The sequence below is a fragment of the Mesorhizobium sp. P2_B5 genome (assembly GCF_056404775.1).
In genome coordinates this window covers 581,016-600,570 of record NZ_JBFUDJ010000001.1, presented here as the reverse complement: position 1 = coordinate 600,570, position 19,555 = coordinate 581,016, and the positions used below count along the sequence as shown (strand labels likewise).

Sequence of the window (19,555 nt, the reverse complement as noted above, 5' to 3'; positions counted from 1 at the left end):
TGGCCGTACCCGCACCTTTGCGCGTGATTGCATGCCCATCGGCGTCCGTTCCCTTTCAGGCTGAACAGACAAGGACGGACCGCACGTGTCAAAATCCCTCGACAGTTTCAATTGCCGCCGCACCCTCACCGTGGGTGGCGCGGACTATGTCTATTACAATCTGGTCGAGGCCGAGAAGAACGGCCTCACCGGCATCGCCCAGTTGCCCTATTCGATGAAGGTGCTGCTGGAGAACCTTTTGCGCAACGAAGACGGCCGCTCCGTCACCAAGGAATCGATCCAGGCGGTTGCCGGCTGGCTGACCGACAAGGGCACCGCCGGCGTCGAGATCGCCTATCGCCCGGCCCGCGTCCTGATGCAGGATTTCACCGGCGTTCCAGCGGTGGTCGATCTCGCGGCCATGCGCGACGGCCTCAAGGCGCTCGGCGGCGATCCGCAGAAGATCAACCCGCTGGTGCCGGTCGACCTCGTCATCGACCATTCGGTCATCGTCGACGAATTCGGCACGCCGATGGCCTTCGCCCGCAATGTCGAGCTCGAATATGAGCGCAACGAAGAGCGCTACAAGTTCCTGAAATGGGGCCAGCAAGCGTTCCGCAACTTCCGCGTCGTGCCGCCCGGCACCGGCATCTGCCACCAGGTCAACCTCGAATATCTCGGCCAGGTCGTCTGGACCAACACCGAGGACGGCGAAACCACCGCCTATCCCGACACCTGCGTCGGTACCGATTCGCATACCACGATGATAAACGGCCTTGGCGTGCTGGGCTGGGGCGTCGGTGGCATCGAGGCAGAGGCCGCCATGCTCGGTCAGCCGGTCTCCATGCTGTTGCCGGAAGTGATCGGCTTCCGCCTCACCGGCAAGCTGAAAGAAGGCGTCACCGCCACCGACCTCGTGCTCACCGTCACCCAGATGCTGCGCAAGAAGGGCGTCGTCGGCAAGTTCGTCGAGTTCTTCGGCCCCGGCCTCTCCAACATGACGCTGGCCGACCGCGCCACCATCGGCAACATGGCACCCGAATATGGCGCCACCTGCGGCTTCTTCCCGGTCGACGGCGAAACCATCCGCTACCTGACAATGTCGGGTCGTGAGGAAAGCCGCATCGCTCTGGTCGAAGCCTATTCTAAGGCGCAAGGCATGTGGCGCGACACCGGATCGGCCGATCCGGTCTTCACCGACCTGCTCGAGCTTGAACTCAGCGAGGTCGTGCCGTCGATGGCCGGCCCCAAGCGCCCCGAAGGCCGCGTTGCGCTGGAAGGCATTCCGGCCGGCTTCGTCAAGGCGATGGAGACCGAGTACAAGAAGGCCGCCGAAATCCACAAGCGCTACGCCGTCGAAGGCACCGACCATGATCTCGGCCATGGCGACGTCGTCATCGCCGCCATCACCTCCTGCACCAACACCTCGAACCCGAGCGTGCTGATCGGCGCCGGCCTGTTGGCGCGCAACGCCAACCGCCTCGGCCTCAAGCAGAAACCCTGGGTGAAGACCTCGCTTGCCCCCGGCAGCCAGGTGGTCGCCGAATATCTCGAAAAATCCGGCCTGCAGAAGGAGCTCGACCAGATTGGCTTCAACCTGGTCGGCTTCGGCTGCACCACGTGCATCGGCAATTCCGGCCCGCTGCCGGCGCCGATCTCCAAGACCATCAACGACAAAGGTTTGATCGCTGCCGCGGTGCTTTCCGGTAATCGCAATTTCGAAGGCCGCGTCTCGCCCGACGTGCAGGCGAACTACCTGGCGTCGCCGCCGCTGGTCGTCGCGCATGCGCTGGCCGGCACGGTCACCAAGGACCTCACCACCGAACCGCTTGGCGAAGGCCGCGACGGCAAGCCGGTCTACCTCAAGGATATCTGGCCGAGCTCGGCCGAGATCCAGGAGTTCATCGAGAAGAACGTCACCCGCGAGCTGTTCGCCCGCAAATATGCCGACGTCTTCAAGGGCGACGAGTACTGGCAGAACGTCAAGGCGCCGGAAGGCCAGACCTATGCCTGGGACGACAATTCGACCTATGTGCAGAACCCGCCCTATTTCGCTGGGATGACCGCCGGTTTCGGCAAGATCGGCGACATCAAGGGCGCGCGCGTGCTGGGTCTCTTCGGCGACAAGATCACCACCGACCACATCTCGCCGGCGGGTTCGATCAAGGCGGCGTCGCCGGCCGGAAAATACCTCACCGATCACGGCGTCGGCGTTGCCGACTTCAACCAATACGGCACGCGGCGCGGCAATCACGAGGTGATGATGCGCGGCACCTTTGCCAACATCCGCATCCGCAACCACATGCTGGGCGAGAACGGCCGCGAGGGCGGCTACACCATCCACTACCCGTCGAAGGAAGAGGAATCGATCTACGACGCGGCGATGGAGTACAAAAGGGAAGGCGTGCCGCTGGTCATCTTCGCCGGTGTCGAATACGGCAACGGCTCGTCGCGTGACTGGGCGGCCAAGGGCACCAACCTGCTCGGTGTCCGCGCCGTTATCGCCCAGTCCTTCGAGCGCATCCATCGCTCGAACCTGGTCGGCATGGGCGTCATCCCCTTCGTCTTCGAGGAAGGCACCTCATGGGCCTCGCTCAACCTCAAGGGCGACGAGATGGTCGAGATCGACGGCCTGAGCGCCATCAAGCCGCGCCAGACGATGATCGCCAAGGTCACCTATGGCGATGGCACGGTGAAGAACGTGCCGATCATCTGCCGCATCGATACGCTGGATGAACTCGACTACTTCAAGAACGGCGGCATCCTGCAATACGTGCTGCGCGATCTGGCCGCGTAGGGAATAGGGCGTAGGCAGTAGGGAATAAGGCCTTCTACTGCCTACCGCCTAGTCTTTCCAAAGCATTGGCCGGTCGGCCGGAAGTTCCGCCCTGTCCGCCCGCAGTAAAAATCGGTTGGGCTCAGCAAGAGCTGCCGCAAGCTCCTGATGCCATGCTCCCGATCGAACCGGGCGGTGAAGTGCTCCGCCTAATTGCGGCCGTGCACGCCGTTGCAGGAGCAAAAATTTCACCGCAACGTGACTTCCCGTTGACTGTCGCTTCTGCCACAAATCTGGGCAACCAGAACAAGGCCGGCGTCACCGGCGGGAATCGGAACGGCCATGGCACCTCGACAACCTTTACGGCTTGCGGCTTTCGCGCTGGCCTTCTCGGCGCTTGCCGGGACCGGGTTGGCCGAGGAATCGGGAACCACCCAGGCCGAGAAGCCCCAGACCGACAAACCCTTGGGCGTCGTCGAGCTTTTCACCAGCCAGGGCTGTAACTCCTGTCCGCCGGCCGACGCTTTCTTTGCCGAGCTGGCAGCCAAGGACAACGTGGTCGCGCTCGCCTATCACGTCAATTACTGGGACTATCTCGGCTGGCAGGATACGCTGAGCAGCAAGGATAACACCGACCGGCAATATGACTATATGCGCGCCTTCGGCACCCGCTCGGTGTACACGCCGCAAGCAGTCATCAATGGTCGCAGCCATGTCAACGGCGCCAGCCGCAGGGAGGTCGACGGTGCGCTTGCCCGCATGGAGAAGTCGGGCGAAGGCATGCGGGTCAGCATCAAGGTCAGCCGCACCAGCGACCGCGTCATGATCGATACCGGCGACGCCGGCAGCGGCCCGAGCGACGCCCATGTCGTCATCGTCTATTTCGAACCGCCGCAGACGGTTACCATCGCCAAGGGCGAGAACACCGGCCGCAGCATGACCTACTGGAACGCCGTCACCGGCATCCAGACCGCCGGCATGTGGCACGGCAAGGCGCAGCGCTACGAGTTGCCGATGACCGAGATCGCCAAGAAAGGCGGCTGCGCCGTGCTGCTGCAATCGGTCGGTAAGGACGGCCTTCCCGGTCCGATTTTGGGCGCCGCGTTTATTCACAAGCCGTAAAAGGCTGGTCCAGACTCTTTGATATCGGGGGGCAGCACCCCCCTCGGGCCTGCCGGACATCTCCCCCGCAAGGAGGGAGATTGGCAGCTTCGCCATTTCCTGTCCGACGTTTGAGTTTGGCGACAGCAATCGCGAAAATCTGATTTCACCCTTGCGGGGGAGATGTCCGGCAGGACAGAGAGGGGTGTGAAGGATCGCGACGCAACAAGCGCATTGGCGTCGGCCAACAAAAAACCGACGTCAGCTTGCTTCTGACGTCGGTCATTTAGGTTTTGGGATCGTCGCACCCGGTCTCTCCCTAAGGAAAGTCCGAGGTTGGTTCGATCCGACGCAGACCCGTGGGCGGGGGGCTTGGGGTTTACGAGCCGGTGCCGGACCGAACCGTCTCAGGCAACGCCGGTAAATTCGTCGGACATTGGGGCATGAGCGCGGATAAAATAAGGCAGGAATGTGGCGGAGCATCACCAATTCAAACACCGCGTTTTATAAAAGTGACTGGACGTTGCGAAAACAGCGCAGCCCCGGGATGGTTAGCCGGGTCTTGCAATTCCACCGCGAACACGCCAACTTCTGCAAGCGAGATTCATTTTTAAAGGGATCGCGGTATGACCGATCGCAGCAGCGGTGGAGCGGAGGATGGGGACTCATCCGCAATATTGATCCCGCTGCAGGAGGCGCGACGCGAACGCCTCGACCAGCCGGTTCGCTTCGACCGGCGTGAACTCGATGAGATATTGAGGCTCTACGGACGCATGGTCGCCGCCAATGAATGGCGCGACTACGCCATCGATCATCTCGCTGATCGCGCTGTGTTTTCGGTCTTCCGCCGAGCCAGCGAAGTGCCGCTGTTCCAGATCGTCAAGGATCCGAAACTGGCGCGCCGGCAAGGCGCGTTCGCCGTCATCGCTGCCGGCGGCCGCATCCTCAAGCGCGGCCAGGAACTCGGCCGCGTGCTCGGCGTGTTCGATCCCAAGCTGAAAGTTGTCGAGGCCTGAGTTGGGGAATTGAAGAACTTAGGAATTGGGGAATTGAAGAAATAGAGAGCTGAGGAGTCGAGAAGACGGGACTACGCCAGGACTGAGTCCCTTTCTCCAATTCTTCAGTTCATCAATTCTCCAGTTCCTAAGTTCGTCAACCCCACTCACTTCCCGCCAAGACTCTTGCGAAATTTCCGCTCCGGCAGCGAATCCGGATCGGGCGGAGCCGTTGCCCCGCCATTCAGCGGCAGCTGCATGAACACCGTGTCCAGCCAGCGCCCATGCTTGTAGCCGGAACCTTCCAGACGGCCGGAATGGCGAAAGCCAAGCTTTTCATGCAACCGAACCGACGCGCTGTCGGCGTGACCGTCGCCGATCACAGCGATGATCTGGCGAAAACCCGCGACCCGGCACGCCTCGATCAGCGCCTGCATCAGCAGCAGCCCGACGCCCTGGCCCTTGGCGCCAGGCGCGACATAGACCGAATCCTCGACGATGAAGCGGTAGGCTGGGCGCGGGCGGAACGCGCCAGCATAGGCGTAGCCAAGCAGCCCGCCGTCCTTTTCCGCCACCAGATAGGGAAAGCCGCCAGTTGTCAGACTGTCGAAGCGCGCGCCCATCTCGGCACGGCTCGGCGGCTCCAGTTCATAGCTCGCCGTGCCATGCCTCACCGCATCGGCGTAGATCTCGGTGATTCGGTCGAGGTCGCCCTCCAGCGCCGCTCGTATGGTAATAATGCTCATAATTTGTGCAAACGATTCATCTGCCTGGCATCACAGCAAAGGCCGGCACAAAAGAAAAGGGCGGCCGTTAGGCCGCCCTTTCGATATCAGCTGGTCCAGTTGCCTGGATGGAGACCGCTTAGCGACGATCGCCCATGAACTGCAGCAGGAACATGAACAGGTTGATGAAGTCGAGATAGAGCCTCAACGCGCCCATGATCGCCTTGCGACCGGCGACGTCGGCCTGGTCGCCTTCGTAGTACATTTCCTTGATGGTCTGCGTGTCATAGGCGGTGAGGCCGGCGAAGATCAGCACGCCGATCGCCGAGATGGCGAAGCCGAGCGCCGACGACTGCAGGAAGATGTTGATCAGCATGGCGATCACCAGGCCGACGACGCCCATGACCAGGAACGAGCCGAACGCCGAAAGATCACGCTTGGTCGTGTAGCCATAGAGCGACAGTCCGCCGAAGGCGGCCGCCGTGGCGAAGAAGGTCTGGGTGATCGAGGCGCCGGTGTAGACCAGGAAGATGGTCGACAGCGACAGGCCGACCAGGCCCGAATAGACCCAGAAGGTTGTCTGCGCCGCGGCCACGCTCATCGACTGGATCCTGAACGACAGGAAGAAGACCGCGGCGAGCGGGGCCAGGATGACCACCCAGCGGAAGGCGCTGGCATAGATCAGCGTGCCGAAAGCGGTCAGCTGTCCGTCGCCGGTGACGGCGAGCTGGAAAGCGCCCCAGGCGGCGATGCCGGTGATGAGGAGACCAAGCCCCATCAAATTGTAGACCTTCAGCATGTAGCTGCGCAGGCCCTGGTCAATGTCGGCGCGTGCGCCCGGCACGGCCGAAGTCTGGTAATTGCGAATGGGCTCAGCCATTGGAATCCTCTGTTGCTTCTGCCCCGTACGGTGTCAGGCCTTTCCGGACCTGGGCGCCGCTGGCGGGGCTCCAGCATGCCTGTGGCGAAATATGATGGTTCTTGACGTCAAGAACAAGACCGTTACGGGCTGCAACGCTTGGTGAATCGCCGAAAGCCGGTTTTCCGGGCTTTCGCGGCCGCTGCATTACCAAGATTTAATCGGAAACGGCCGGATTCGGCCGGCTTTGCCGCTTGAGACCTAGAGGTCGCGCAGCACCGGCGCCGCCTTGTGGCCGAGCACCCGCCAGGTGCCGGCAAGGCCGATGCCGACGGTGATCGCCAGCGCAAACACCAAAGTCGCCACCGCCACCTCCGGCATGAAATGTGATGGCAGCGTCATGATGCGGGCGACGATGTACCAGGCCGCGATGCCGCCGGCGGCAAGCGCGAACACCGCGGTGGCCAACCCGATCAGCATATATTCGAGCGAAAACGCCGTGATCAGCGTCCGTCTCGTGGCCCCCAGCGTCTTCAGCACCACGGCATCGTGGATGCGGGCGCGGTTGCCGGCCGCGAGCGCGCCGGCCAGCACCAGCACCGAAGCGATCAGCGCCACGCCGGCCGCAGCCCGGATCGCCGTGCCGAGTTGGCCGACCAGTCGGTTGACGATATCGAGCGCGTCCTTGACGCGGACCGTCGTCACCGCCGGAAAGGCACGGGTGACGGCGTTGAGCAGGCGCGCGTCATCCGCTACCGACGCGTCCTTCTCGGTCAGCGTCGCCAGCCAGCCATGCGGGGCGCCGGCAAAAGCGTTGGGCGAGAACACCATGACGAAATTGATGCCCATCGTCTCCCATTGCACCTCGCGGAAATTGGCGATCCTGGCCGTCACGTTGCGGCCCAGCACATTGACGGTGACGGTGTCACCGAGTTTCAGCCCGAGCGCCTTGCCTTCATCGTTGGAAAACGAAACCAATGGCTCGCCGGTATAGCCGTCCGGCCACCAGCTGCCTTCGGTCAATGTCGCATTGGCGGGCTGCTTGGCGTCATAAGTCAGGCCGCGATCGCCGCGCAGCACCCAGGCGCCTTCCGCCGGCACATTGGCCTTGTCGACATCGATGCCGTTCAGCGCCATCACCCGGCCGCGCAGCATCGGCACCTTGACCAGCGTGCCCTTGGGCGCCTCTTTGCCGACCAGCGCCGAGAAGGCGTCGACATCGCCGTTCTGGATGTCGACGAAGAAGAAATTCGGCGCCCGCTCCAGCAGGCTGCCTGAGATCTGCTGCCTGAGATTGCCGTCGATCAGCGCCAACGTCACCAAGAGCGTCAGCCCGAGCCCCAGCGACAGCACGACGGAAGGCGTCAGCGCGCCGGGCCGGTGGATGTTGCCGATGGCGAGTCTGAGCGCGACCGAGCGCACGCGCGGGCTTTTGCGCGCCATCCATTGCACCAGAGCGCCGACGAGGCGCAGCACCAGAAAAGCAAAGATCGTCGCGCCGACGAAGATCGAGGCGATGCGCTGGTCACCGGAAAACAGGATCGCCAAGGCGGCCAAAGCGAGCGCGATGCCGACCGCCGCCGCAAGGTAGGGCAGGCGCGGAAAACCGCGGCCCTCAAACCCCATTTCGCGAAACAGCGCCGTTGCCGGCACATCGCGGGCGCGGCCGAGCGGCAGCAGCGCGAACGCCAGCGTCACCAGCAGCCCGAACAGCGCGGCAAGAGCCAGCGCGCCGGGATAGAAGCCGCCTTCGGCCGGAACCGGAATGACCGACTGCAGCGCGGCACTCGCCGCGAACGGCATGGCGGCGCCGAGGATGAGGCCGAGCACGATGCCGAGGCCGGCGATCATCAGGATCTGTACGAGATAGACGGTGAAGACGAAGCCGCCCGAAGCGCCAAGGCTCTTGAAGGTGGCGATGACGCCGCGCTTGCCGTCGAGATAGGCGCGCACTGCATTGGCGACGCCGACGCCGCCGACCACCAGCGCCGTCAGCCCGACCAGCGTCAGGAACTGCGAGAAGCGTTCGATGTTGGAGGACAGTGCGGGTGCGGCGTTGGAGCGCGTGCGGATCGACCAGCCGGCTTCGGGGAAATCGCTCGCGGCCCGTTTCTGGATGCTTTTGAGATCGGCCTCGCTAGCGCGGGCCGGTAGGCGAACCTTGTAGGCATTCTCGACCAGGCTGCCCGGCTGGATCAGCCCCGACGCGGCAAGCCCCGCGGTCGAGACCATCAGCCGCGGCGCGAAGCCGAATCCATCCGACACCGCGTCCGGCTCGCTCACCAGCCTGGCGCGCAATTCGAATGTCGCGCTGCCGAGTTTCAACCGATCGCCGATCTTCACATTGAGCCGATCGAACAGCAGGTCGGGCGCCACGGCGCCGAAGATTCCGGATTTCTCACCGAACAGATCCTGTCTGCCAAGCTGCGGCTCGGTCTGCAGCGCGCCATAGAGCGGATAGGCGTCGTCGACTGCCTTGGCCTCGACCAGCGCCTGGTCGGAGCCGTCCTCGAGCCGCGCCATCGAGCGCATGTTGGCGCTGTGCGACACAGCACCCAGGCCACCGAGGAAGGCGCTTTCGGCCGGCGTCGTATCGCGCTGGTTGATCTGGAAGCGCAGATCGCCGCCGAGCAGCGTCTGGCCCTGGTCGGCAACGCCGGCGGTGATCGCCTGCGCCACCGAATTGACGCCGCCGATCGCCGCGACGCCAAGTGCGATGCAGGCCAGGAAAATCATGAAGCCGGACAGCCCACCGCGCATCTCGCGCAGCGAAAAGCGGAACGCGAGTTTCAGGGTGCGGAGCCAGGTCGCCCCCTCATCCGGCCGCTTCGCGGCCACCTTCTCCCCGAGGGGAGAAGAGGTCACCAGCGCCGGCGTCAGCCTCTTCCCCCCACCGGGGAGAAGGTGGCCCGAAGGGCCGGATGAGGGGGTCTTTTCCACCATGGCTACGCCGTCACTTTGAGCAGAGGCGCATCCTCGATGCGGCCCGAGCGCATCGACACCTGGCGCGAGCAGCGCGCCGCAAGGGCCGGATCATGAGTGACCAGCACCAGCGTCATGCCGCGCTCGGCCGCCTTGGCGAACAAAAGGTCGGCGACCTGCCGCCCCGTCGCCTGGTCGAGATTGCCGGTCGGTTCGTCGGCGATGAGAATGCGCGGCGCGGGTGCCAGCGCCCGCGCAATCGCCACGCGCTGCTGTTCGCCGCCGGAGAGTTCGCCGGGATAGTGGGTGACGCGGTCGCTGAGGCCTACGGCTGCCAGTTCACGCGCGGCCACGCCGAACGGATCGGCGTGGCCGGCCAGCTCCAGCGGCACGGCGACATTTTCCAGCGCCGTCATATTGGGAATGAGATGGAAGGACTGAAAGACGATGCCGATGTTTCGGCCCCGAAACGATGCGATCTGATCCTCGCTTTTGCCGTTAAGCAATTCGCCGGCGATGCGCACCGTGCCCGAATCGACCCGCTCCAGTCCGGCCAGAACCATCAGCAAGGTCGACTTGCCGGATCCTGAGGGACCGACAATGCCGGTCGCCTCGCCGCGCGTCACGTCGAGGCTGACGCCTTTCAGGACATGCACGGACGACGCGCCTTGGCCGAGGGTCAGGGATATGTCTTTCAGCTCGATGACGGCTTCTGTCACAATTAAAGCGTCCTATATGGAGATGAAGGCTCTGCCTGCCGGAAGCCGTCGCCGGAAGAATTCTTGGTCATATGGGGCCTGCCGCATGTCTTTCAAACGCTCGATTGCCGCAGGGCTCATCCTTTTCCTCACCCTTTGCGGCGCCATTTCGTCGGCGCGGGCCGAGACATTCACCGTCGTCGGCTTCGGCGACAGCCTGATGGCGGGCTTTGGCCTCGGGCCTGGCGAAGGCTTCACCGACAAATTGCAGGCAGCCCTTCGCGCCAAGGGCCTTGATGTGAGCGTCGCCAATGCCGGCGTTTCCGGCGATACGTCGAGCGGTGGCCTGTCGCGGCTCGACTGGTCGGTGCCGGACGGCACCAAGCTTGTCATCCTAGAACTCGGCGCCAACGACATGCTGCGCGGCGTCTCGCCCAGCATTACTGAAAAGAACCTGGACGACATGCTGGCGAAGCTGAAGGCGCGCAAGATCGCCGTGCTTCTGGCCGGCATGCGCGCCGCGCCAAATCTCGGCGCCGACTATCAGAGCGCCTTCGATGCGATCTATCCGAAGCTGGCCGGGAAATACGATGTGCCGCTCTATCCGTTCTTTCTCGATGGCGTTGCCGGCGAGAGCGGGTTCCAACTCGAGGACGGCCTGCACCCCAATGCCAAGGGCGTCGACCGCATGGTCGAGCGCATCCTGCCCACCGCGGAAAAGGCAATTGCAGCGGTCGAGGGCGGCGCCTGAGGCCGGGACATTCGCTCCCGGCGCGGCCTTCCGTCAGGGAAACATTAGGGAAAGCCTGTGACCAACAAACCACTTGCCCTGCTTGAATATCGATGATTCGGTAGGGGCATAGTTCGATTCGAGGAAGGGAGGCTCACCATGCCGCGTCTTTTCACCGCCCTCGAAATACCGCGTGACGCCGCGCTTTCGCTGTCCCTTTTGCGGGGCGGCCTGCCCGGGGCCCGCTGGATCGATGTCGAAAACTACCACATGACGCTGCGCTTCATCGGCGATGTCGAAGGCCATGTCGCTGACGAGATCGCCAACGCGCTCGACCGGGTTCACCGCCAATCCTTCTCGCTGACGCTGTCCGGGGTCGGCGCCTTCGGCCAGAAAAAGCCGCACGCCGTCTGGGCCGGCGTTTTCGCCTCGCCCGACCTTTCCGCACTGCAAGGCGAGATCGACCGTATCTGCCAGCGGCTCGGTCTGCCGGCAGACCCGCGCAAATTCACACCGCATGTGACGCTGGCGCGGCTGCGCAATTCGAGCCCGCTCGACGTCGCGCAATATCTGTCGGCGCGCGGCAATTTCTCGACACTGCCGTTTCGCGTCGGCCGCTTCGTCTTGATGTCGTCGCGCGATTCGGTCGGCGGCGGCCCCTACATCGTCGAGGAAGCCTGGCCGCTGTCCGGCGCCGATGCGCGCTCCTCAAGCAGCTTTGCCAGCGCCTCCGACGCTTCGCGGATCATGCGGTAGACCGAAGCGAAGGCTTCCGCCTCGTCGTAATAGGGATCCGGCACGTCGCGGGCTTTTCCCTGCGCGAACTCCGCAAGCAGATGGATGCGTTCGCCGGCACCGGCCGGCGCCATCACCTTCAGGTCTCGGACATTCTGCCGGTCCATACCGAGGATCAGGTCGAAGCGGGCAAAATCCTCCGGCCGGACCTTGCGCGCCCGCTGCCCGGAAATGTCGATGCCGTGGCGGGCAGCGACCGCGACCGAACGCGGGTCGGGTGCTTCGCCGAGGTTCCAGCCGCCGGTCGCGGCCGAGTCCAGCATCATGGCGCGGCCCCGCTCGGCCAGCACGGCGCGAAACACGCCTTCGGCGAGTGGCGAGCGGCAGATGTTGCCGAGGCAGACGAACAGAATGGAATTTATCGGCTTTATGCTCATTCGATATGCGCCGTTTGTGCATTTGGGATCCCAAAACGCAAGGCACGTTTGGGCGACTTGCATTATGGTGAGGGTCAAGATCGGGATAGCACAGGACATCATCATGACGAGAGAGAAACTCAGCAAGGACGCCATTACAGCTGCACTGGCCGAACTGGGCGGCTGGTCGCTGGCCGCGGACGGCGCTTCCATCAAACGCAGCTTCGTCTTCAAGAACTTTTCCGAAGCCTTCGCCTTCATGACCCGCGTCGCTTTGGCCGCGGAGAAGATGGACCATCACCCCGACTGGTCGAATGTCTACAAGACCGTCGACGTGACGCTGAACACCCACGACGCCGGCGGCGTCACCGCGCTCGACATCGCGCTAGCCAAGAAGATGAACGGCTATTTCGGCGGCTGACAGCGCAGCGTTGCAACGCGCCAGTGCCGGCAAATCGGCGTCGTCCTCTTGTAGCGGACCGGCACTTTCACCACATTTTCCCGTGCCGGCCGCGCGCAACACGGTGCGCGACAGCCAGCAGAGGAGACATTGATGGCGCAACAACCCGGTTTTGATTTCTTCGGCTTCGGCAACAGGCTGGGCGATGAAAGCGAAGTGCGCGCGAAATTCTGGCGCACGGCCAAGAAGGCGGCGCGGCAGATACCCTTCATGGAAGAGGTGGTCGCCGCCTATTACTGCGCGCTCGACAAGAAGACGCCTTTGCGCGCCAAGGGCATATTGCTCGCCGCGCTCGGCTATTTCGTACTGCCGGTCGACGTCATCCCCGATTTCGTCCTCGGCCTCGGCTTCACCGACGACATCGCTGTGCTGACCGCAGCGATCACTGCCGTCAGCACCCATATCACGCCTGCCCATCGCAAGGCCGCCAAGGAAGCGATCGCCGACAAGAGCTGAACCGGCGGCCGTCCCATCAGCGAACTTGTTTTCCAGAAATCCGGCGTTCAAACAGGGCGATAGCGGCTTGGCTTCGGGTTCCGCTGCGGCCGTTGAAAAAGTCAAACTCTTGCCGCTTTCGTGGCCTCCAAGTCGCCGCAGGGACATTGCGAAAGCCGTTTTTCAACAAGCGGCGCGGAAATGGCGGTGGTTTCCATGGGTGAATGTCCTTTTCCGAGGGAAATTCACCGTTTGGTAACCCAGATTAAATCAAAATGAAGCGACGGGCAGGACGCCAAGCCGGCCTGCCCCCGCACCATTTGGAATACGGGAAAAGCGATGCGCGGATTGATTGCACTAGTCTCGAGCCTGGTCCTGGTGGCCTCTGCAGCGCCGGCGCTGGCGCAGCAGGCGACCAAGATTGGCCAGCACAACGCCTGGGGCACCTACAGCTATCAGGCGCAGGGCGGCAAGGTCTGCTACGTCCTGACCGTGCCGACCGACAAGCAGCCGCCGACGCTCGATCATGGTGACATGTTCTTCTTCGTCAGCCAGCGGCCGGGCCAGCAGGTGTCCTACGAGCCGCAATTCATCGCCGGCTACACCTTCCAGGAAGGCTCCAAGGCCACCGTCACCATCGACAAGAAGTCGTTCTCGATGTTCACCCGCGGCAAGTCGGCCTGGGTGGAGAACGCCGCCGAAGAGCCGGTGCTGATCGCCGCCATGAAGACCGGCACCGACATGAAGGTGTCGGCGAAGTCGGGCCGCGGCAACACGACGACCTATGTGTTTTCGCTGAAGGGCATCTCGGCCGCGCTGACGTCGATCGCAAAGTGCAAGTAGGCCAATAGGCCCTGACGGAATTTGAATGAAGGCCAGGCCGCAAGGTCCGGCCTTTGCTTTTTGACGAACTGCCACTCAGTTCAAGACCACTTTCGCGCAGGCATTCGAGATTAGCCCGCCGACGCCTGCGCCGGCCGGAATGCGAGAAGCGAGGCGGTTCGAACCTCACATGGCCATTTTTTCACATTCGGCTTGGGCTTTCTTGGTGGACGTGTCGATCATGTAGGCTTTGCCCTTGGCGTCGGTCATCATCATCATGCAGTGCTTGATCGGCTTTGCCATCTTCATCATCTCGGCGCCCATCTTGGCATCCGGCATCATGGTGCCCATGTGGCCGTCCGGCATGATCGCCGTCACCTGCCCGCCCTTCATCATGGTCATCGTTCCCATCGCATCCTCGGCAAACGCCGGGGCGGCAGACATGCCGATGAGTGCGGCAACAACAATAAGCTTGATTGATTGCATTCCGCGTACTCCCATTTTTACAGAGGCATAGTCGCCCCCTTTCAGATTTCGCGATGGACTGCCAACCGTTACGCCAACACGAACATGTGATCGATTTTCCGCGATGGGGATGGCGCTTCGCCGCCCGCGACGGGTCAGCCGGACGATGGGATCGGCAGGCCGCAACATTCGCCGCCCCGCATGACTCTCGCCGCAAGCTGTGCTATGCGCCGCGCTTCATTTCCGGCACGATGGATGAAATCGGCCGCAATTCGCTTATATTGGCGCTGATATGACCCTTTCCTTCGATCTCACCACTGAGGGCGCACGCGATGCGTTGCGCGCCCGTGCCACATCGGCCGAGAAGCCGTCGCTGATCGGCCTGACCCGGGCCGAGCTCGGCGAAGCCCTTGTCGGCGCCGGCATCGTGCCCGAGCGCCAGGCAAAAATGCGCGCCCAGCAGCTGTGGCACTGGATGTATGTGCGCGGCGTCTCCAACTTCGCCGGCATGTTCAACATCTCCAAGGATCTGCGCGCCGAGCTCGACAAGCATTTCACCGTCGCCCGGCCCGAGATCGTCGAGGAACAGATTTCCTCCGACGGCACGCGCAAGTGGCTGTTCCGCTTTCCGCCGCGCGGCGCCGGCCGTCCGGTCGAGATCGAGACCGTCTACATCCCCGAGGAAGGCCGCGGCACGCTGTGCATCTCCTCGCAGGTCGGCTGCACGCTGACTTGCTCGTTCTGCCACACCGGCACGCAGAAGCTGGTGCGCAACCTGACTGCCGAGGAAATCCTGGCGCAATTGCTCACCGCCCGCGACCGGCTCGGCGATTTTCCTGACCGCGACACACCCGACGGCGCCATCGTGCCGGCCGAGGGCCGCAAAGTCTCCAACATCGTTATGATGGGCATGGGCGAGCCGCTCTACAATTTCGAGGCGGTGAAGAAGGCGCTGCTGATCGCCTCCGACGGCGACGGCCTGTCGCTGTCGAAGCGCCGCATCACGCTGTCAACCTCAGGTGTCGTGCCCGAGATCTTCCGCACCGGCGAAGAAATCGGTGTCATGCTGGCGATCTCGCTGCACGCCACCAATGACGACCTGCGCGACCTCCTGGTGCCGATCAACAAGAAGTATCCGCTGAAGGAACTGATCGCGGCCTGCCGCGCCTATCCGGGCCTGTCCAACGCCAAGCGCATCACCTTCGAATATGTGATGCTGAAGGATGTCAACGATTCCATCGAGGACGCCAAGGGGCTGATCAAACTGCTCAAGGGCATTCCGGCCAAGATCAACCTGATCCCGTTCAACCCGTGGCCGGGCACCAACTACCAGTGCTCGGACTGGGAAACGATCGAGAAGTTTGCCGATTACATCAACAATGCCGGCTACGCTTCGCCGATCCGTACGCCCCGCGGCCGCGATATCCTTGCCGCCTGCGGCCAGCTCAAGTCGGACTCCGAACGCATGCGCAAGGTCGACCGGCTGGCGCTGGAAGCCATGATGATCGCGGGGCACGGCGAGGCGTGAGCCGCGTCATCGCCTATCTCGTCCGCTTCGCCGTCATCCTGTTCGGCTATATCGTCGCCTCGCTGGCGGCGAGCGCCTTTCTCAACGTCCTGTTCCTGGCCTCGCTCGGCTACACGCCGGAACATGCCCACCCGACGGCGACCGCATCGCTGTATTTTTCGATCCCCTTCGTGGCGCTGTTCATCGCTTATTTCGCCTTCTTGCCGGCGGCCATCGTCATCCTGATCTCGGAGATACTCAGCCGCAGAGACTGGCTGTTCTATGCCCTTGCGGGCGGCATCGTGGCCGCGGTGTTCCTCGGCTTCGTCCACCAGAATGCCGACATCAATTTCGACGTCACCGATCCGCACGCCATCGCCGCCGTGATCGGCTGCGGCATGGTCGGCGGCATCTTCTACTGGCTAAGCGCCGGCCGCTGGGCCGGAAGCTGGTGGCAGGCCGCTACTTCGCCTGAGCGGTCAGGATCTTGAGCGCGAAAGCCGAAAACACCCCGGCAAAGAGATAGTCGACCACCCGCGTGACGCGTGGGCTGGCCTTCATCGCCTCCGAGAACTTTTCCGCGGCAAACACCATCGGCGCCGTCACCGGGATCGACAGCACGATGAACATGACGCCGAGGAAGAACAGTTTTCCCGGTGCGTTCGGGTCATGCGCCGAGACGAACTGCGGCAGAAACGTCATGAAAAACAGGATGATCTTCGGGTTGAGCAGATTGACGCCGAGCCCGGCGACCCAACTGCGGAACAGCGAAATCTCAGGGCCGCTCTTCTTCTGCGGCGAAAATGCCGAGCCTTTGGTGAGCGCCTGCCAGGCCAGGAAGACGAGATAGGCAGCGCCAAAAATCTTCAGCACGAGGAAGGCCATTGGCGAGGCGACGATCAGCGCCGAGATGCCGACCGCCACCAAAGTGGTGTGGATCAGCGTGCCGCACAGCGCCCCGACCAGCGAGGCAATGCCGGCAGCGCGGCCCTGGCTCAGCGTGCGCGAGACGAACAGCGTCATGTCTGGCCCCGGCGTTATCGCCAGGATCATGGTGGCGACGGCGAACTGGATCAGCGTCGTGGTGTCGGGAATGAAGGACATTGGCGGCCCCTGGCAGAGCGTCGGACCCAAAAGTGGAAGCCGGTTTTGGGAGAATCCGATGCTTAAACAAAAGGAAGCGCAGCCTATAGCGCAGGCGCTTGGCCCGTTCCAGCCGCTGACGGCCGCAGCATCTGGTCCAGCCTTGATCGGCGTTCGTCCCTTGCGCTGGCCGGAAAGCCCGTGATACCTCGCCCGCGAAGAACCCTTGTCGCGGAACCGCCAACAATGTCGAAGACCAAAGACGTCAAGAAGGTCGTGCTCGCCTATTCCGGCGGCCTCGACACCTCCATCATCCTGAAATGGCTGCAGACCGAACTCGGCGCCGAAGTCGTCACCTTCACCGCCGATCTCGGCCAGGGCGGCGAGCTGGAGCCGGCGCGCAAGAAGGCCGAGATGATGGGCATCAAGGATATCCGGGTCGTCGACGTGCGCGAGGAATTCGTCTCCGACTTCGTCTTCCCGATGTTTCGCGCCAACGCCGTCTATGAAGGCACCTATTTGCTCGGCACCTCGATCGCCCGTCCGCTGATCTCCAAGCATCTCGTCGAGATCGCCAGGGAGACCGGCGCCGACGCGATTGCGCATGGCGCCACCGGCAAGGGCAACGACCAGGTCCGTTTCGAACTGTCGGCCTATGCGCTGAACCCGGACATCAAGGTCATTGCGCCGTGGCGCGACTGGTCGTTCAAGTCGCGCACCGACCTGATCAACTTCGCCGAGCAGCACCAGATCCCGGTGGCGAAGGACAAGCGCGGCGAGGCACCCTTCTCGGTCGACGCCAACCTCTTGCACTCCTCCTCGGAGGGCAAGGTGCTGGAAGACCCGTGGAGCGAACCGCCGGAATTCGTCCACCAGCGCACCGTCTCGCCGATGGATGCGCCCGACAAGGTCACCGAGATCGAGATCGAATTTTTGAAGGGCGATCCGATTGCGCTCAACGGCAAGAAGCTGTCGCCGGCTGCGATGCTGACGGCCCTCAACGATCTTGGCCGCGACAACGGCATTGGCCGGCTCGACCTGGTCGAGAACCGCTTCGTCGGCATGAAGTCGCGCGGCGTCTACGAGACGCCCGGCGGCACCATCCTGATCGTCGCCCACCGCGCCATCGAATCGATCACGCTCGACAGGGGTGCAGGTCACCTTAAAGATGAGTTCATGCCGCGCTACGCCGAGCTCATCTACAACGGCTTCTGGTTCTCGCCCGAGCGCCTGATGCTGCAGGCTATGATCGACAAGAGCCAGGAAGATGTGGAAGGCACGGTGCGCCTGAAGCTCTACAAGGGCAATGTCATGGTCACCGGCCGCAAATCGAAGAAGACGCTCTACTCCGACGCACTGGTTACCTTCGAGGATGACCGCGGCGCCTACGACCAGAAGGACGCCGCCGGTTTCATCCGCCTCAACGCGCTGCGGCTGAGGACACTTGCAGCACGCAATCGCAAGGGTTGAGCCCAACTACTATTACAGGCAGACCCGGCGGAGACGCCGGGTTTTTATTTGGCATCTCTAATATAAGAAAAGTCAAACCAGCCAGGCGGCTCCTGTTGACCTTCTAAAAGCTTCATCTAAATTCCCTCGCGGGACGGAGGGATTCTGATCGTGAAGAACGCTATTTTTTTCCTGCTTGCGGCGGCCACCGCCTTTACAGGATGCCAGTCCGCGCAGGCGGCCGCGAAACGCGAGCAGAATCCAGACGGGTGCATCTCCGCCGTCCATTTATGGAGCATCACGTTCAAGCACGAAATCGCCTCTTTCATGGGCGTCTCGCAGGAGCGCATGCCGGCTTTGTTCTGCCAGCGCCTTGGCGAAGGGATACGCAGCGGGCGGATCAGCTACTCCGACTTGAACCGGCTGCAGCTCGACCAATCGACCGAGATATGGCTGGTCATCAAGGGCAAGTCGAAGGCTGCTACGCAAGCCCCGGCGCCTCGGACGTCCAACTTCCGTACTTGCTACCGTAATAACGGCGCCTTCCAGGTTCCCGTTTCCCAGAAATGCCCGTTGAGCGGCCACGCGCAGTTCGACCAACCGACCAAAATCGAGATGACGGGGAAATCAAAGAAGGCTGCCGCGGCGCCGCGGAACCCCAAATTTCGTACCTGCAGCGGTATTACCGGTACCTTCCAGATTCCCGTTTCCGGGAAATGCCCGTTGAGCGGCTACGCGAATTATTGAGAGAGATCGAATCTGGTCGTTCTGGAGGGCTGTTGACCGTGCAAAACCGTATCTTTCTCTTGCTTGCGGCGGCCGTCGTCTTTACCGGATGCCAGTCCTCGCAGGCGGCCGGAAAACGCGAGCAGAATCCAGACGGGTGCATCTCCGCCGTCCATTTATGGAGCATCACGTTCAAGCACGAAATCGCCTCTTTCATGGGCGTCTCGCAGGAGCGCATGCCGGCCCTGTTCTGCCAACGCATTGGCGAAGGGGTCCGCAGCGGGCGGATCAGCTACTCCGATTTGAACAAAGTGCAGCTCGACCTACCGACCGAGATATGGCTGGTCATCAAGGGCAAATCAAAAGCGCCTCCGCAACCACCGGCGCCGCAGAACTCCAAGTTCCGCACCTGCTCAAATGTTATCACCGGCTCCTTCGAGGTTCTCGCTTCCGAGAAATGCCTCTTGGGCGGCAGCTACTCGCAAGCTGCCGGAGTCCCGACGGTGTTCGAGGGTAGGCCAAAGGCGGCTCCTCCAACGCGGAGGAACTCCAAGTTCCGTACCTGCTCGAACCTTTACGGCGGCACCTTCGAGGTTCCCGCTTCGAAGAGATGCCCCGTGGCCGGCGGTTACGTGAACAATTGAGAGCCAAGGCGCTCGCCGCTCTTGGCAT

The 19,555-nt window shown here is 62.8% G+C and carries 21 protein-coding genes; 14 read left to right on the top strand and 7 right to left on the bottom strand.

The window, feature by feature from the left end; genetic code table 11:
• Positions 1–85: 85 nt before the first annotated feature.
• The 3 genes from acnA (at position 86) to AC1D1N_RS03030 (ending at position 4,872) form a co-directional block, all read left to right on the top strand.
• Positions 86–2,776 (top strand): aconitate hydratase AcnA, encoded by a 2,691-nt coding sequence (acnA, locus tag AC1D1N_RS03040; protein ID WP_477346519.1) that lies wholly within the window; start codon positions 86–88, stop codon positions 2,774–2,776.
• Between the two features lie 321 nt (positions 2,777–3,097).
• Positions 3,098–3,877 carry a DUF1223 domain-containing protein gene (locus tag AC1D1N_RS03035; RefSeq protein ID WP_477346517.1) on the top strand — a complete coding sequence of 260 codons (780 nt, stop codon included), beginning with the start codon at positions 3,098–3,100 and terminating at the stop codon, positions 3,875–3,877.
• A 605-nt stretch (positions 3,878–4,482) separates the two neighbouring features.
• Positions 4,483–4,872 carry a DUF2794 domain-containing protein gene (locus AC1D1N_RS03030; protein ID WP_112560078.1) on the top strand — a complete coding sequence of 130 codons (390 nt, stop codon included), beginning with the start codon at positions 4,483–4,485 and terminating at the stop codon, positions 4,870–4,872.
• Between the two features lie 146 nt (positions 4,873–5,018).
• On the opposite strand, the gene AC1D1N_RS03025 is transcribed toward AC1D1N_RS03030, so the two are convergent.
• The 4 genes from AC1D1N_RS03025 to AC1D1N_RS03010 all read right to left on the bottom strand — a co-directional run bounded on the left by AC1D1N_RS03025 (position 5,019) and on the right by AC1D1N_RS03010 (position 10,076).
• Positions 5,019–5,597: an N-acetyltransferase family protein gene (locus tag AC1D1N_RS03025; RefSeq protein ID WP_477346516.1), complete on the bottom strand. Its 579-nt coding sequence runs from the start codon at positions 5,595–5,597 to the stop codon at positions 5,019–5,021.
• Positions 5,598–5,715: 118 nt separating this feature from the next.
• Positions 5,716–6,456 carry a Bax inhibitor-1/YccA family protein gene (locus AC1D1N_RS03020; protein ID WP_112560076.1) on the bottom strand — a complete coding sequence of 247 codons (741 nt, stop codon included), beginning with the start codon at positions 6,454–6,456 and terminating at the stop codon, positions 5,716–5,718.
• A 240-nt stretch (positions 6,457–6,696) separates the two neighbouring features.
• Positions 6,697–9,195, bottom strand: coding sequence for an ABC transporter permease (locus AC1D1N_RS03015; RefSeq protein WP_477347363.1), 2,499 nt, complete (start codon positions 9,193–9,195; stop codon positions 6,697–6,699).
• A gap of 185 nt (positions 9,196–9,380) precedes the next feature.
• Positions 9,381–10,076, bottom strand: a complete 696-nt coding sequence (locus tag AC1D1N_RS03010; RefSeq protein ID WP_112560074.1) for an ABC transporter ATP-binding protein — start codon at positions 10,074–10,076, stop codon at positions 9,381–9,383.
• Between the two features lie 85 nt (positions 10,077–10,161).
• Between AC1D1N_RS03010 and AC1D1N_RS03005 the strand changes: the two genes are divergently transcribed.
• Positions 10,162–10,806, top strand: a complete 645-nt coding sequence (locus AC1D1N_RS03005) for an arylesterase (RefSeq protein WP_477346514.1) — start codon at positions 10,162–10,164, stop codon at positions 10,804–10,806.
• A 138-nt stretch (positions 10,807–10,944) separates the two neighbouring features.
• The gene (gene thpR / locus AC1D1N_RS03000; RefSeq protein WP_477346512.1) at positions 10,945–11,541 is read left to right on the top strand and encodes an RNA 2',3'-cyclic phosphodiesterase; all 597 of its coding nucleotides are present in this window, start codon (positions 10,945–10,947) and stop codon (positions 11,539–11,541) included.
• Here the strand turns inward: thpR and AC1D1N_RS02995 are convergent.
• Positions 11,445–11,957 carry a low molecular weight protein-tyrosine-phosphatase gene (locus tag AC1D1N_RS02995; RefSeq protein WP_477346510.1) on the bottom strand — a complete coding sequence of 171 codons (513 nt, stop codon included), beginning with the start codon at positions 11,955–11,957 and terminating at the stop codon, positions 11,445–11,447. The genes thpR and AC1D1N_RS02995 overlap by 97 nt on opposite strands.
• 103 nt (positions 11,958–12,060) lie before the next feature.
• Between AC1D1N_RS02995 and AC1D1N_RS02990 the strand changes: the two genes are divergently transcribed.
• The 3 genes from AC1D1N_RS02990 to AC1D1N_RS02980 all read left to right on the top strand — a co-directional run bounded on the left by AC1D1N_RS02990 (position 12,061) and on the right by AC1D1N_RS02980 (position 13,674).
• Positions 12,061–12,357 (top strand): 4a-hydroxytetrahydrobiopterin dehydratase, encoded by a 297-nt coding sequence (locus AC1D1N_RS02990; RefSeq protein ID WP_352586466.1) that lies wholly within the window; start codon positions 12,061–12,063, stop codon positions 12,355–12,357.
• A gap of 132 nt (positions 12,358–12,489) precedes the next feature.
• Positions 12,490–12,852 carry a YkvA family protein gene (locus AC1D1N_RS02985; RefSeq protein WP_477346508.1) on the top strand — a complete coding sequence of 121 codons (363 nt, stop codon included), beginning with the start codon at positions 12,490–12,492 and terminating at the stop codon, positions 12,850–12,852.
• A gap of 318 nt (positions 12,853–13,170) precedes the next feature.
• Positions 13,171–13,674 carry an invasion associated locus B family protein gene (locus AC1D1N_RS02980; protein ID WP_477268350.1) on the top strand — a complete coding sequence of 168 codons (504 nt, stop codon included), beginning with the start codon at positions 13,171–13,173 and terminating at the stop codon, positions 13,672–13,674.
• Positions 13,675–13,839: 165 nt separating this feature from the next.
• Here AC1D1N_RS02980 and AC1D1N_RS02975 read toward each other — a convergent pair whose 3' ends face one another.
• A complete protein-coding gene (locus tag AC1D1N_RS02975; protein ID WP_477346506.1) occupies positions 13,840–14,307 on the bottom strand; it encodes a hypothetical protein in 468 nt (155 codons plus the stop codon).
• A 103-nt stretch (positions 14,308–14,410) separates the two neighbouring features.
• Here AC1D1N_RS02975 and rlmN point away from each other — a divergent pair, with 103 nt between their 5' ends.
• Positions 14,411–15,646 carry a dual-specificity RNA methyltransferase RlmN gene (rlmN, locus tag AC1D1N_RS02970; protein ID WP_477346504.1) on the top strand — a complete coding sequence of 412 codons (1,236 nt, stop codon included), beginning with the start codon at positions 14,411–14,413 and terminating at the stop codon, positions 15,644–15,646.
• A complete protein-coding gene (locus AC1D1N_RS02965) occupies positions 15,643–16,116 on the top strand; it encodes a hypothetical protein (RefSeq protein ID WP_477346502.1) in 474 nt (157 codons plus the stop codon). Before rlmN ends, AC1D1N_RS02965 begins: the two co-directional genes overlap by 4 nt.
• On the opposite strand, the gene AC1D1N_RS02960 is transcribed toward AC1D1N_RS02965, so the two are convergent.
• Positions 16,088–16,729, bottom strand: a complete 642-nt coding sequence (locus AC1D1N_RS02960; protein WP_477346500.1) for a LysE family translocator — start codon at positions 16,727–16,729, stop codon at positions 16,088–16,090. The genes AC1D1N_RS02965 and AC1D1N_RS02960 overlap by 29 nt on opposite strands.
• A gap of 58 nt (positions 16,730–16,787) precedes the next feature.
• Between AC1D1N_RS02960 and AC1D1N_RS02955 the strand changes: the two genes are divergently transcribed.
• The 4 genes from AC1D1N_RS02955 (at position 16,788) to AC1D1N_RS02940 (ending at position 19,527) form a co-directional block, all read left to right on the top strand.
• The gene (locus AC1D1N_RS02955) at positions 16,788–16,913 is read left to right on the top strand and encodes a hypothetical protein (protein ID WP_477346498.1); all 126 of its coding nucleotides are present in this window, start codon (positions 16,788–16,790) and stop codon (positions 16,911–16,913) included.
• Positions 16,914–16,954: 41 nt separating this feature from the next.
• Positions 16,955–18,178, top strand: coding sequence for an argininosuccinate synthase (locus tag AC1D1N_RS02950; protein ID WP_352556974.1), 1,224 nt, complete (start codon positions 16,955–16,957; stop codon positions 18,176–18,178).
• A 150-nt stretch (positions 18,179–18,328) separates the two neighbouring features.
• Positions 18,329–18,904, top strand: a complete 576-nt coding sequence (locus tag AC1D1N_RS02945; protein ID WP_477346496.1) for a hypothetical protein — start codon at positions 18,329–18,331, stop codon at positions 18,902–18,904.
• A 32-nt stretch (positions 18,905–18,936) separates the two neighbouring features.
• Positions 18,937–19,527, top strand: coding sequence for a hypothetical protein (locus tag AC1D1N_RS02940; RefSeq protein WP_477346494.1), 591 nt, complete (start codon positions 18,937–18,939; stop codon positions 19,525–19,527).
• Positions 19,528–19,555: the final 28 nt, after the last annotated feature.

Bases quoted from the DNA above. Each gene is read 5' to 3' on its own strand.
- AC1D1N_RS02950 (WP_352556974.1), top strand. From the start codon at position 16,955: ATGTCGAAGACCAAAGACGTCAAGAAGGTCGTGCTCGCCTATTCCGGC.
- AC1D1N_RS03020 (WP_112560076.1), bottom strand. From the start codon at position 6,456: ATGGCTGAGCCCATTCGCAATTACCAGACTTCGGCCGTGCCGGGCGCA.
- AC1D1N_RS02955 (WP_477346498.1), top strand. From the start codon at position 16,788: ATGCTTAAACAAAAGGAAGCGCAGCCTATAGCGCAGGCGCTTGGCCCG.
- AC1D1N_RS02995 (WP_477346510.1), bottom strand. From the start codon at position 11,957: ATGAGCATAAAGCCGATAAATTCCATTCTGTTCGTCTGCCTCGGCAAC.
- AC1D1N_RS02960 (WP_477346500.1), bottom strand. From the start codon at position 16,729: ATGTCCTTCATTCCCGACACCACGACGCTGATCCAGTTCGCCGTCGCC.
- AC1D1N_RS03035 (WP_477346517.1), top strand. From the start codon at position 3,098: ATGGCACCTCGACAACCTTTACGGCTTGCGGCTTTCGCGCTGGCCTTC.
- AC1D1N_RS03030 (WP_112560078.1), top strand. From the start codon at position 4,483: ATGACCGATCGCAGCAGCGGTGGAGCGGAGGATGGGGACTCATCCGCA.
- AC1D1N_RS03015 (WP_477347363.1), bottom strand. From the start codon at position 9,195: ATGCGCGGTGGGCTGTCCGGCTTCATGATTTTCCTGGCCTGCATCGCA.
- rlmN (WP_477346504.1), top strand. From the start codon at position 14,411: ATGACCCTTTCCTTCGATCTCACCACTGAGGGCGCACGCGATGCGTTG.
- AC1D1N_RS03025 (WP_477346516.1), bottom strand. From the start codon at position 5,597: ATGAGCATTATTACCATACGAGCGGCGCTGGAGGGCGACCTCGACCGA.
- AC1D1N_RS02985 (WP_477346508.1), top strand. From the start codon at position 12,490: ATGGCGCAACAACCCGGTTTTGATTTCTTCGGCTTCGGCAACAGGCTG.
- AC1D1N_RS03005 (WP_477346514.1), top strand. From the start codon at position 10,162: ATGTCTTTCAAACGCTCGATTGCCGCAGGGCTCATCCTTTTCCTCACC.
- AC1D1N_RS02975 (WP_477346506.1), bottom strand. From the start codon at position 14,307: ATGTTGCGGCCTGCCGATCCCATCGTCCGGCTGACCCGTCGCGGGCGG.
- AC1D1N_RS02990 (WP_352586466.1), top strand. From the start codon at position 12,061: ATGACGAGAGAGAAACTCAGCAAGGACGCCATTACAGCTGCACTGGCC.
- thpR (WP_477346512.1), top strand. From the start codon at position 10,945: ATGCCGCGTCTTTTCACCGCCCTCGAAATACCGCGTGACGCCGCGCTT.
- AC1D1N_RS02980 (WP_477268350.1), top strand. From the start codon at position 13,171: ATGCGCGGATTGATTGCACTAGTCTCGAGCCTGGTCCTGGTGGCCTCT.